We start from the raw sequence: 13377 nt of genomic DNA, 5'->3' as shown, positions 1-13377 counted from the left end.
GGGTCACTAAAGTTTTATGTCCGAAGGAATGTTGAAGCTGAGGGTCGTTAGCGTCGACCCTTTTACTCGTGGTTATGATTAAACCAAATGATGACAAAATTAGGTTTTAAATGGGTTTCTTAGATGCTGTCCAAATACATTGACTAGTGCGCCGGTGACAATAAATGCGCCGCCTATATAACTCCACATCGAAGGTATTTCGCCAAAGAACACGACACCCAATAAAGCAGAAAACAGTATCTGGACATACGAATAAGCAGATGCCTTTCCTGCGGCTTGAGTTTGCATTGCCTTGGTTAAGCCAAATTGACCAATTTGAGTAAAAACGCCAAGCATTACCAGCATTATCACGATGTGAATACTCGGCCAAACAAAGCTATCACCGATTAATAATAATGAGATAGGAAGGGCAACAAGTGGAAAATAAAAGATGATTACTGAGCTATCTTCGGTTTGGCTTAGTTTTCGTACTATCACGTAGGCAACGGAACTGAACAGGGCGCCCAATAAGGCAATACCAACACTAAAAAGTGGTAAATCACTAGGTAAATTGCTATTCATGCTCGGTTTTACCATAAAGAATAAGCCAAGCAAGCACATCACAATGCAGATAATGGTGGAGACTTGAATGCGCTCTTTTAAGAATAGAACGGCTAGAAGGGCGGTAAATACGGGATTGACATACTGCAGTATGGTCGCTTCTGCCAATGGTAACGTCGTCACTGAATAGTAGACGCATATTAACGCCGACGTTCCCATCACGCCTCGAGAAATAAGCAGAGGTTTGTTATGACCCCATAAAGAGATTCTTTTTCGCTTAACATCGAGGTAGCTGATGACCCAAGATACGATAGCCCTTGCTGCAACTATCTCAAATAACGGAATGCCATGATTGCTGACGTACTTTACACACGCCGACATTAGGGCAAAACCAAAAGCAGATAGGATCATGAAACGGACCCCAGCAGGGAAAAATGTGCTCAAATTGGTAGACATAAAATCGTATTTTTTGTAGGTTCTGTGGGCACTCTACCACAATAAATTCGCCGTTGGTTAACTCACTTTAACTTGATTTCTGCCTGATCGCTTTGCGAAATACAGTGCGGAGTCAGCTCGTTCGAAAATCTTATGGACCTCTAGGTATTCATCCTTGAGCGTTGAGCAGCCAATAGAAACGGAATAGATTATCTGATCGCTTTTGTGAACATAAGGGTTGTGTTGAATGGTTTGGCAGATTCGTTCTCCTATGACAAAGGCTTCTTCTTCATTGGTATTTGGCAATAGAATCGCGAACTCTTCCCCACCGATACGAGAAATATAATCTATTTTGCGCAACGATTGCTGACATAGCTCGGTAAATTGACACAACACATGGTCGCCAACAGAATGACCATAGGTATCGTTAATTCTCTTAAAATGATCTAGGTCTAAAACAACCAACGAAAACTTCTCACCTGTTTTTTTATATCTATCAATGTGCTCTTGTACGAGTGATTCTATTTTTCTTCGGTTAAGTATGCCTGTGAGTGGGTCGGTGGTGGCCTCATGTCTTAGGCGCTCTTCTGCCTGTTTCCTCAAGGTTATATCTAACAAAATACCCGCGAGTACATCGCCACTATGCTCAGTAGTGTCATCGATTTTGGCGGACAGTTCAATCCAACCGTAGTCGCCATTGTCTCTTCGGATTTTTAGATCACAGCGAAAGGAATTAGAACTGCTTTGATTAAACTGACGGACAATACGAAAAAATTCCTTTCGATATTCCGGGTGAATCTTTCTGATACATTGTCGGAATGAAAACTGCAGGTTATCGGTTTTCTCTGGGATATTGCTGAGTATCTCTGGTGTACACCATAAATGCCCTCTACGAATATCCAATTCCCAAGCGCTGCACGCGGTCATTTGTTTAAGGATATCTAGTTGGCGACGTTTTGCGCTTAATTGATCTTTTAGGATCGCACTAGAGATAAGAAAACAAGCGGTTCGCAGCAGTGCAATTTCACTGGATGACCATTCAATGCTACGTTCACAATCATCAAAACCCAGTGTGCCCCACCATTTGTTTTCCACAAAAATAGGAATGGTTAACATAGAGCATATTTTTTGCTCTATAAGATAGCCTCTTAACCAAGAATCAGGAAGTCGATTGACGATGAGGTGTTGGTATTCTCCCCGAGTGCGGCTTTCTATTAAAGAAACATATTCAGGTTCTTTGGTATTAGAAGTAAAGCGGTTGAAGCTAGGAAGCCCAATTTGTTTGTACTTGATTTTAGAAGCCCATTCAAAGACGTAGTCTTGCTGGATACAGTTATCTTCTAATTTTAGTGTTTGAAATATCCATACTCGACTGACTTTAGTAATTTTGCCTAGATCAGCCAATAGGGCATCAACACCTTCAGGCCAGCCACGTTCGTTAGATAGATTCTCTGCACTACGGGCAATCGCCGTCAATAGTTCACTTTCGAGATGACTAGATTCGGTGTGGTCTAAATTTTCAAAGCTACCAGTTTGGATTACCATGTGTGCTCTAATTGTGACGAGATGTACATCTTTATTATGTGTAGAGCGTTTTATCGCTAACCTCTGAACTTAACTATAGTACCTGCGAACAACAGTAGGATGAAGGTATGTGTTTAGATCTCGTTTTTATCGATAGCAATCACAGATATTGCATTAATGTTAATAAAAACGCGGGATTGGTCACGTAAAATTGATGACTAAGTTCACCATTACGCCAATGGTTCAGCCACAAAATGTTGATTACCGTCTACAAATTAAATGTGTACAGTGAGTTTAGGCCACTGAATCAACCAGCCTTTGCTCGATATCCTTTGCTCAAAGGTTGCCCTGTCTCGCTTTGGATTATAGGTAAGTTTTAATTGAAATAGGCTTTTAAAACCAAATGCGCTAATGCATTCAATTTGATGATTGTCCAATATTCTCGCTGCGACAGAGGTCTCTTTCTCGACCCAGTAACCCATAGCGTCAAGAGCGCTTTTATATGGCTTGTCACCGTTTCGAACGTGCATTTTTGCTTGATTTCGAACCTGCCAATTAAGGTCGGGCATCATTTCAGTCAATTGTTGCTCATAATGCTCATGGACATTGTTAGATGACTCATTGTTATCAAAATAGATCACATCAACATCATTGAACGGTGTGGAAACGTGATAACCATGTTCAAAGTCCCAGACCATATTTCTTATGAAGCCAGCCGCAATATAGCAATCTGGCAATTGTAGTGAATGGACACAACTCAAGGCTTGGAACCTTACGACATCCTTCTCTAGCAGCTCGGCAATTTGAGTGACTTCGTTTTTAATCATTATCGCTAACTCATTTATTGCGGTTTGGTTTATATACTTAATACGCAAAGCATACACTATAGAAAACGATTATCACCCGGTATTGTCTTGTCTCAATATCGAGTTTATAGGGGAATTCATAGCCTCCGTTGCACAAAAAACCAGATAACCTTGGTTATCTGGTTTGAATAAATCAATCGAAACCTGCTTTCATCGCCCCCAATTGGATGTTCGAGAACCAAAGTCCTACTTACTTACCAATTAAATCCAGCAGTAACACCTAGGTGCGTACCACCTACATCAACGTCTTTATCATCAAACTTGATCTCAGCTTGGGAATATCGAGTTTCAAATCCGATATCAAAATGTTGGGTGAAATTCCACACAATACCACCGCCTACAAAGTAACCCATAGCAGAATCTTTCTGTGTCACACTAGACTTAGTCAGCTCACCTTCAATATGAGCGACACCGCCCATTACATAGGTGTTAAATGGAGAACCACCAATAGGGAAGTGTTTACTTACGCCTAATAACTTCTCTACGGTTTTGCCTTCGTCATCACCACTGTCTCGCTTGTCAATGGAGGCATTCATACCAACATAAAAATTCACTGGTAGATTGGCGATGTTAACATCTGCCGCGACACCAAATTCAAACTGAGAATCAAATGGTTCCCACGTATTATCACTGATACTTTTGGTACCGATGAAGGTGCTGACTCGTGATGGTGGAGCCTCTGCTGCTGCGCAAAATGAAACGAAAAGTGTGAGAAGAACAATCGCTGCTGACTTCATGTGTTGCCTCTTTATTTATTGATAGAATGAATGGATAACGTACAAACCTATTCTCAAGTTATTGGACGATGATTTCTATCGGGAATTGTCGGGGATTGTCAGCAGGATTGGCTTTTAGGTGATGGTTAATCTGTTGATAATAGAGATATAACGTCCTAAACGCATTTGTATATCAAAGGTAATGGTCTGTATATGTCGACAAAAACAGACAATTTAAAATAAAGCGCGGAGGTTCGCGCTTACCTGTCGAGCAGAACATAGCCTTTTGAACGTATGGTTTTGAGTTTTACCGGTTGTCTTGGATCATCGCCAAGTTTTTTTCTTAATTGGCTTATAAGGTTATCGACGCTACGGTCAATACCGTCGTATTCATAGCCTCGTGTTTTTTCGACGATGGTGCTTCTCGATAATATGACGCCAACGTTTACCGCTAGCAATACAAGCAGGTCATATTCGGCATCGGTGAGGCAGATGAGCTCGTTATTAAGATGCGCCTGTCTTAAGGTGGTATCAACTTTGATATCACCTATGGTCAGGTTATCGATGGGGGCGGATGATGGCTTACTTGATCGTTCTTGTTTCCGCAAAAATGCTTTGAGTTTGGCTAATAAAATACGCGGCTTGACCGGTTTTGTTAGGTAATCATCTGCGCCAATCTCTAATCCTACAACCTGATCTATCTCATCATCTTTTGCTGTAAACATTATTATGATGCCGTCATATTCTGAGCGTAAATCTCGGCATATAGATACGCCATCTTTTCCGGGTAACATGACATCAAGTAAAACAATGTCAGGCTGCCAATCAAGAATGGCAGCCTCGGCTTCAGAGCCTCTAGATATCACTCGAGCATCGAACTGCTCAATAGTGAGGTACTCCTTAATTGACTGTGCTAAAGGGGCGTCATCTTCAACAATCATTATCTTTGCATTCATTTTATTACATCCGTTGAAGTAGAGTTAGGAAGCGTCAACTGGAAGTTTGCCCCTCCTAATGTCGATTTTTTAACGTTAATTTGGCCGTTATGCCAATCCATGATGAGTTTTACAATAGATAAACCCAATCCTGATCCACCTTTGTCTCTGTCTACATGCTCACTGCTGCGATAAAACGGCGTGAAAACGTCATAACGTTCAGTATAGTCGACACCGAATCCGTTATCCTCCACTGAGAGTTGGAGGTGCTTTTTTGTCTTGGCTGTAGAAATGACTACTGTGCCATTACCGTAACATATTGCGTTTTTGATTAGGTTGTTTAGTGCCCGATTCATATAAAACCGGTCAAAAACGACATCCATTGAGTCTTCAATTTTTACCTGTATCTCAATATCAGGATGAGTAGTTCGCCAAACATCAACCTGTTCATTTATCCAATGATTCACATTGACTTGTACAAGTTTGAGGGGCGGTGCTTCTCTATCAAAGCGAGCATACATCAACATCTCTGAGACCAATTTATTAAGCTCGTCCACAGAAGATTCGATTTGACCCAACTGGTTCAAAGCATAGTCTCCGCTGACATGCCCCCGTAGTAACTCGATATTAAATTCTATCCTCGCTATCGGTGTTCTCAGTTCATGAGAGACGGTATTTGTCAGGGTTTTATGAGATGAAATCAATCGCTGAATCTTCTCCGCCATGACATTGTAGGTTTGAGAAAGATGGTTAAGCTGGCTCAAAGGAATTCGCTTCACACGGGTACTAAATTTGCCTTGTCCAAGTGAAGCTGTAGCACGTTTAAGTTCCTTCATGGAGAACCAAGCGGGTAGTAGCCACAGCAAAATAGGAATAAGTATAAACAGACCAAAGCAGATGTAATAGATGGTGAGTAGCACATAAAGCTTCTCGATGACTGTTGGCGAAAAAGGACCAACGTAGATGACTTTATTACTATTGTTCACCTTTTGTATCGCATAATCTGCAGGATAATCGATGGTCTTCGAATCCTCGGTTTTTAGCGTGACGATTTTACCGCTGTTCAGTAATTCAATGTTTTTGTCTGAAAGGTCGAGCGTGCTCATGTCTTTTAGTTCTATAGGGTGCATATATTGTTTTTGTATATCCATAAAGGCCTCGTCCCAATCCTCTTGTGGGATGGACCTTAGTTCCTCTTGGATTAAATAAAGTGACCCCATAACAAAGCGCTGCGCTTTGTTCGTCAAATGGTAAGGCACCTCATTAGTTAAAACAAAGCTAATATACTGGTTATCACTGATAAGTTGATAAGTTGAATCTTTATAAATATCGACAACGGTTTCACCCGCCTTTAGTTCTCTTAGTTGGTCTTCGTCAAAACTGTGATCCTTCAACGAAGATATCTCTACAAAAAAACCAATATTTTCTCTCAATTTTTCAAGCGCTTGTGCGCGCTCGCGCTCTGGCAATGGCGCAATTACATTTGCCAACATTCGGATTTGCCCCGCAGTTAGGTATTTCAACTGCCATGTTTCAGCGTCTTCTGTCAATGTGCTTTGGAATGAAGGGAAGATGACAACCTGAATTAACGCCAATGAAATCATCAACAGCGCAGTTAGCATAATGAGGGCAAGTTTCATAAACAGTTTTATCCGCTGATAGTTACATTTTACATAATAGCATTCTGTTTAACAGAAGCTGTCTAGATATGTGTTGGATTGTCAGGAATTGTCGGATGAGCTGGAAAATAGTCAGCAATCGTATTTGGATGTATTAAAAGGCATCGATTCCTTTCGTCGTGTGCTGTCTTTATCTTATTGTTTTTATAGTGACAAATAATATTTCCCGTAATTTTTCTCGGTTTTAAAGATTTGTAAATCCTGATTTTTTCGCTACGTTCACCGACAAAGTCGAACAGTAAGTGCGTTAATTTTCATCTAGTATTTTCATTCAGCAGCACAATGAATGTGTTTTGGTTATTAGGCGTAGCTATTGGTTGGCTGCGCATACCTGATAGGAAGGACTTGACGTGAAAAATGTAAATACGATAGCGAACGTAGCGATACTGAGTGTTGCGTTTTCTGTGCAGGCAAGCGCATCTGAGTTTCTAAACGGCCATTTTAGTGGTGAGTTTGGGATTAACACGGGCATGATGTCTGTGGAATCGAACCTTAATACAGAAAGTAATCAAATATTAGAAGGGGAGATTAACCGCAAAGGTGATTCAGAGAACATGGCGTTATTATTCCCTGTCGGCGTGATTGAATATAATTTCGGAAAGCAGCAGTTGTTCGCCGGGATGTCGAGGGACGATATTGCTTCTGGTGATTTTGTCATGGCATTTGGTTATCGAAATCAGATAGTAGAGGGGACGGTTTTAAGTCTTTCCTATGTGCCAACCCTATCGGCGGCTGAAGTATGGCAAGACCCGTATTTAACCGGAACCAAAAGGTCGGTTACAGATAGTGAAAGTGAAGGCTACCGAATTCAGCTTACACCAAGTTCTGGAACAGGCTTTTCATTGGACCTCGGTTACGGCACGAATGAAGTAGAAAATGAGTTGTCAGGCAGTTCATTGAGTAATGAAGAGCGATCTATTTTGAGAAGAAGCGGCGATAGTCGTTATCTTAATGTGGGTTATCAATTCCCCTTAAGTAGCACTATGTTCCTTTCTCCAACGGTAACTTACATTGACCATAACGCAGATGGCCGTGCCATGTCGTTTCAATCTTATGCGGCGAGCCTAGGGTTGATTAATCAGTTCGGACATCATGCTTTGTCGGTTAACGTCGATTATGCAGAAAGCGATTATGACGCGATCAATCCCGTTTTTGGTCTCAAGCAATCAGATTCTTCTTATGGTGCATTTGTGGCTTATGAATACGCCTCACTCTTTAATGTGGATTACTTGTCGTTCATCTCGTTTGCTGGAATGTCTCAGACTAATTCTAATATCGATTTCTTTGACGCTTCACTGTTGGCATTTTCAGTCGGTCTCAACCTCAAGTTTTAGACCTCTAATATGACCAATATTGGCACAATATAACAGATGAAAAGGTGTTGAATAATGAATAAATCCAATCTAGTGAGTGCTCTTTTCATCGTTTTAATTGGTGGATGGATGTTTTCCGGTAGTTTTACTTCTGCGGAAGTTATTGCTCAAGAAAAACCATTAAATGACGGTGTTTATACCGTTCGTGTGAAGCAATTTCAAACGAAAAATATCGTAAAGAGTATAAAACTTAATGGCCGAACAGAGCCGTATTTAACCGTTACGGTTGCTTCGGAAGTAGAAGGGAAGGTCACCAAAGTGCTGGCCATGCCTGGCAGCGCACTCAAAACCGGTGATCTCATCGCCACATTGGATGTTGATGGGGTACAAGATGATTTAGATTACGCGCTGGCTAACCTAAAGCAGAAAGAAATTGAATATACCAGCGCGAAGAAGTTAGCGAGTAAAGGGTTCCAAGGAAAGATCCAACTGGCTAAATTGCATACCGAGTATAAGCGAGTGAAGTCTTTGGTTGCCAAACTTAAAAGAACGATTGATAGGTCCTCTATTCGGTCGCCGCAAAATGGCGTGATGAATGAACGTTTTGTTGAAGCAGGGGATTATGTGTCTGTTGGTGATGCTGTGGCGAGAATTGAAATGTTAGACCCGCTTATTGTCAGCGGTTCTGTTACAGAGAACGATATCTACCTTTTACGGAACCAGAAAGAAGCAAAAATTCGAACACTGGATAACCGGTTAATAGATGGTCAAATAAACTACTTATCAAGTGTTTCAGATCAAGCAACGAATACCTTCCGTATCGAAATAAAGGTACCGAATCAGGATAGCATCTTGTATGCAGGAACCAGTGCTGAGATTGAGCTTCCGCTAGGGGTTGAACCCGCAATCAAAGTATCACCTTCGATCCTAGTGTTAGGTACTGACGGTGAGCTTGGTATTAAGAGTGTCGTCGACGGAAAGGTAAGGTTTGAGCCGATTGATATCCTAAAAACGGACCAAGATGGTGCGTGGATAAAGGGGTTGAGTCGTGGAGTGGACATTATTGTTTTGGGTCAAGGTTTTGTAAGTGCAGGAGAATCGGTCAATATTTTCCGCGTAGAGGCAACAAACAATGAATAGTATTATTCGCTTTGCAATCGAACGAAGTCGTACGTTCATTTTGTTGTTGATCATACTTATCTTCGTCGGAGCCGTTAGTTATAGCATTGCTCCGAAAGAGTCCGACCCCGATGTGCCGCTCCCCTTCATCAGTATTTCAGTGTCGCATGATGGTATTTCACCGGATGATGCTGAGCGTTTATTGTTGCGACCAATAGAGAAAAAACTCAATGATATCGAAGGTATCAAAGAGATGCTAAGTGATGCGAACGAAGGGCTCGTAACTATCTCTCTCGAATTTGAACCCACCATAAATAAAGATATCGCGCTGGCAAATGTTCGTCAACAGGTTGAACTTGCAAAGGGGGAACTTCCACCGGATACCGAAGCGCCAATCGTTAAAGAGATCACTCTTGCTGCATGGGCTCCAGCCTTGACAGTTGTATTTTCGGGCAGCGTACCAGAAAGCACGTTGATAGCATTGTCGAAAACGGTTCAAGATCAGATAGAAGCGTTCCCTGAAGTGCTTAATGTGGATATTGGAGGAGAACGTAAAGAGTCGGTTGAGGTGTTATTAGACCCGCTGTTACTGGAGAGCTATCAGCTTGACCACTCGTCTATTTTAAATCTGCTTTCTCGAAATAACCGCCTTATTGCTGCTGGAAATATGGACACAGGTAAGGGGCGATTTGCTATCAAAGTACCGTCGGTTTTCGAGCAGATGTCCGATATTTTGTCTATGCCGATAAAAGTCTCTGGTGACAAGGTTGTTACCTTTGGTGATATAGGTTCAATTCGACGTGTTTACGAAGACCCGATAACCATTACACGCCTTAATGGCCAACGGGCCATTACGTTAGATGTTAAAAAAAGGGCGGGTGAAAACACGATCAGTACGGTTGAAAAAGTTCGCGCTCTGATAGATGAAGAATCGGCTTCATGGCCGAGTAGTATTGATATTAGTTATGTCGGTGATACATCAATTGATGTGAAGAACATGTTGTCAGATTTGCAAAACAATGTCGCCAGTGCGGTGATTCTTGTTGTGATAGTCATCGTCATGATTTTAGGTTGGAGAAGTGCCGCTTTCGTAGGCGTGGCGATACCCGGTGCGTTCCTAACCGGAATAATTTTATTGGTCGCTTTCGGTATGACCATTAATATTATTGTCCTATTCGGTTTGATCATGGCTGTGGGTATGTTGGTCGACGGGGCGATAGTCGTAACCGAGTATGCCGTTAAAGAGATGGCAAAGGGTATCGACAAGAAACAGGCTTACTTGACTGCTGCAAATAGGATGTCTTGGCCCATTATTGCCTCTACTGCCACAACGTTGGCTGCCTTTATACCTTTGCTATTCTGGCCCGGTATCATGGGCGATTTTATGAAGTATCTGCCTTTAACGTTAATATTTACTCTTGTTGCGTCTTTGTTTATGGCCTTAATCTTTGTTCCTACATTAGGGGCTGTTTTTGCGGGTAAATCGGCTTCAGTGATTGTTTTAAAAGATGCGTCTAACGCTTCAACGAATGATGAAGTTTCTGAAGCGAACATGATAACGCGCCTATACGCTAAAGCACTGTCGGTTGTTGTTAACCGGCCTGTTTATACATTATCCATCGCACTGGCTTTTTCAATCTCAGTGTTTGTTCTCTATGCAAACTATGGAAAAGGAGTCGTCTTTTTTCCAAAAATTGATACCGGTGTATTTAATCTCACGATTCGTTCGCCAGCCGATTTATCTATCTATGAAAAAAGTGATTTGATGAAAGAGGTCGAGAACAGAATTCTAAACATAAATGGAATAGACACACTCTACTCAAAAACAGGGAATGATGACGCTGTCGGATTTGTGCGGGGTAATTTGGTGCCATGGCAAGATAGGCCGCATCTAAATCTGATTACGGAGGAAGTTCGGAAACGATTGCAAGGTATTTCTGGTATTCAGGTAGAAGCTCAAGCGCAGAGTAATGGGCCGAACAACGGTAAAGCGCTCCAAATCGAAGTCAGTGCATTGGCGTCAGATCAGCTTCAACCAGCCCTAGATAAACTGAAACACTTATTAAATACGATGCCACAACTGCGCAATGTAACTGATGATGGAGAGCAACCAAGTATTGAATGGAAAATAGATATCGATAGGGAAAGAGCGTCTTCATTTGGTGCCGACCCAACGGTAGTTGGGTCGAGTGTTCAGATGTTAACTACGGGACTCGTTGTGGGTAATTATCGACCCGACGATAGCGATGAAGAGCTAGATATAAAGGTTCGTTATCCTAAGGCATTTCGACATCTCGATAGCTTACAAACGATAAGAGTTAATACCTCTCATGGAATGGTGCCAATAAGTAATTTTGCGAGAGTTTATCCGTCAGAGCGTCAACCATCGATTCATAAGGTCGATGGCAAGCAAGTATTGACGATCCAAGCTGATTTGGCAGAGGGTGTACAGCTAGAAGCCGTATTTACGTTACTCAACGAGCAACTGGCCGATTTGATGACAGACCCCACTGTTCGTATCCGATACAAAGGTGAGAATGAGGACCAACAAGAATCACAAGAGTTCTTAACCAAGGCCTTCTTGGGTGCGCTGTTCATGATGGGGCTCATCTTGATTACTCAATTCAACTCATTTTATCAGGCGTTTTTAATACTGAGTGCGGTGCTGTTTTCGACCGTTGGTGTTTTTCTGGGTCTGCTTATCTCCCAACAATCATTTGGGGTCGTAATGGGAGGGTTGGGCATCATCGCGCTTGCCGGGATTGTGGTGAACAATAATATTGTTCTTATCGACACCTTTAATCAATTTGTAAAGGAAGGAATGCCAGTCCAAGAGGCCATTATCAATACAGGTTTGCAGAGGCTTAGGCCTGTCCTAATGACCACGGTCACAACGGTGTTAGGTTTGCTGCCTATGGTACTGGAAATGAATGTCGACCTTTTCAACCGAAAGATTGAATTTGGTGCGCCGATCGCAAAATTTTGGGTCCAACTGGCGTCCACCGTCGCTGGTGGGTTGGTGTTTGCAACCGTATTAACCCTGTTAATCACCCCATCTTTGTTGGCATTGAGATATAACAAAAAAGGAAAACTTAATGAATTATCCTATGAATGATCATGTCTCATCGACGTCAAAGATGGACGCTATATGCCTTACGGATATTCCGGTAGTGGGTAGAGTCCATGACTACATTACGATGAAAAAAGTGCCGGTTCCACAACCCAACAGCCAAGAAGTGTTGGTTAAGCTTTGCGCTTCAGCCATGCATATCGACGAAATTTATGCGGCACAAGGAACGGCTTTAGGTCGATTCTATGGCCCTAAAACGATATCGGATGAGAAACCTTGTATTTTGGGTTCTTCGGTAGCGGGTGTGGTTGTAAAAGTAGGGTCTGGTGTAAAAAAGATAAAGATTGGTGATGAGGTTATCGCTATCCCGTCGGAACAAATGGAACGTGGGTCTTGGGCGAATTACCGCGTGCTCGATCAGAAAATGGTAATGAGAAAGCCAGACAAATTAACACATGTTGAAGCCGCCGCGACCACGATGGGGGCTTGCGTCGCATGGGGGTCGATACAAGCCGCAAAGGTCCGCCGAGGAACCGATTGTGTTGTTGTTGGTGCTTCTGGTGCTATTGGCAGCATGATCGTACAGTACTTAAAGAGTTTAGACTGTCATATTACGGCTGTTTGCGGCGCTAAAAATGAAAGGTATGTACGTCAATTAGGCGCACATGAAGTCGTTGATTATACATTAAACGATTTTGCAGACTTGGCTGAGTATAATGCCATTCGTTACGACATTGTGTTCGATTGTGTCGGTGGGAAATCGATAGAAAAAAGTGCCTTTAGAGTACTTAAAAATGATGGTGTTTTTGAAACGATCGTCGGCCCCATGCAATACGTAGGTGAAGAGAAATTGAGCTGGTCAGAATTTGCTAGTGTCCTAGGTTATGTTGGAAAAAGAATGCTCACTACCCGAATTCGCCGTGGGCCGATGTATACATTTGGTGAAAAATATCCCAAGAATGTTATTGAGCAGGCCTACAAGGTTCTTCTCAATGAGAATATTAAAATGCCAATTGATAGGGTTGTTCCGTTTACTCAAGAGAGTATCTCAGAAGCGATACGCCATTTAATGACTCATCGAGCGAAAGGGCGAATTGTTATCAACTTTGAGAGTTCGTTAGACTCGGGTGTTTTTGTTGTCTGTTAGGTTAAATACATAATAGGTAGCAAAAGATAAATA

At 42.1% G+C, this 13377-nt stretch carries 10 protein-coding genes; 4 read left to right on the top strand and 6 right to left on the bottom strand.

Annotation, left to right across the window (positions count from 1 at the left end; all coding sequences use genetic code 11):
- Positions 1-99 precede the first annotated feature (99 nt).
- The 6 genes from IUZ65_RS09150 to IUZ65_RS09125 form a co-directional block, all read right to left on the bottom strand.
- Positions 100-996: a DMT family transporter gene (locus tag IUZ65_RS09150; RefSeq protein ID WP_195703441.1), complete on the bottom strand. Its 897-nt coding sequence runs from the start codon at positions 994-996 to the stop codon at positions 100-102.
- A gap of 57 nt (positions 997-1053) precedes the next feature.
- The gene (locus tag IUZ65_RS09145; protein ID WP_195703440.1) at positions 1054-2520 is read right to left on the bottom strand and encodes a sensor domain-containing diguanylate cyclase; all 1467 of its coding nucleotides are present in this window, start codon (positions 2518-2520) and stop codon (positions 1054-1056) included.
- Positions 2521-2774: 254 nt separating this feature from the next.
- Positions 2775-3326, bottom strand: coding sequence for a nucleotidyltransferase family protein (locus tag IUZ65_RS09140; protein ID WP_195703439.1), 552 nt, complete (start codon positions 3324-3326; stop codon positions 2775-2777).
- 233 nt (positions 3327-3559) lie between these two features.
- Positions 3560-4102, bottom strand: a complete 543-nt coding sequence (locus tag IUZ65_RS09135; protein ID WP_195703438.1) for an outer membrane beta-barrel protein — start codon at positions 4100-4102, stop codon at positions 3560-3562.
- Positions 4103-4341: 239 nt separating this feature from the next.
- Complete coding sequence (locus tag IUZ65_RS09130) at positions 4342-5037, bottom strand: response regulator (RefSeq protein ID WP_195703437.1); 696 nt, start codon at positions 5035-5037, stop codon at positions 4342-4344.
- The gene (locus IUZ65_RS09125) at positions 5034-6656 is read right to left on the bottom strand and encodes an ATP-binding protein (protein WP_195703436.1); all 1623 of its coding nucleotides are present in this window, start codon (positions 6654-6656) and stop codon (positions 5034-5036) included. Before IUZ65_RS09125 ends, IUZ65_RS09130 begins: the two co-directional genes overlap by 4 nt.
- Before the next feature lie 389 nt (positions 6657-7045).
- Between IUZ65_RS09125 and IUZ65_RS09120 the strand changes: the two genes are divergently transcribed.
- From IUZ65_RS09120 to IUZ65_RS09105, 4 genes are read left to right on the top strand one after another with little or no spacing between them, the layout of a single operon-like run.
- On the top strand, positions 7046-8029 hold the full coding sequence (locus IUZ65_RS09120; RefSeq protein ID WP_195703435.1) for a DUF2860 family protein: 984 nt from the start codon (positions 7046-7048) through the stop codon (positions 8027-8029).
- A 54-nt stretch (positions 8030-8083) separates the two neighbouring features.
- Positions 8084-9148, top strand: coding sequence for an efflux RND transporter periplasmic adaptor subunit (locus IUZ65_RS09115; protein ID WP_195703434.1), 1065 nt, complete (start codon positions 8084-8086; stop codon positions 9146-9148).
- Positions 9141-12242, top strand: a complete 3102-nt coding sequence (locus IUZ65_RS09110; RefSeq protein WP_195703433.1) for an efflux RND transporter permease subunit — start codon at positions 9141-9143, stop codon at positions 12240-12242. Before IUZ65_RS09115 ends, IUZ65_RS09110 begins: the two co-directional genes overlap by 8 nt.
- Positions 12223-13344, top strand: coding sequence for an NAD(P)-dependent alcohol dehydrogenase (locus IUZ65_RS09105; RefSeq protein WP_195703432.1), 1122 nt, complete (start codon positions 12223-12225; stop codon positions 13342-13344). The genes IUZ65_RS09110 and IUZ65_RS09105 overlap by 20 nt, the downstream gene beginning before the upstream one ends.
- Positions 13345-13377 lie beyond the last annotated feature (33 nt).

The sequence above is a fragment of the Vibrio sp. VB16 genome (assembly GCF_015594925.2).
GTDB lineage: Bacteria > Pseudomonadota > Gammaproteobacteria > Enterobacterales > Vibrionaceae > Vibrio.
The sequence above is the reverse complement of the archived record's forward strand: the minus strand, read 5'-3'. Positions and strand labels throughout refer to the sequence as shown.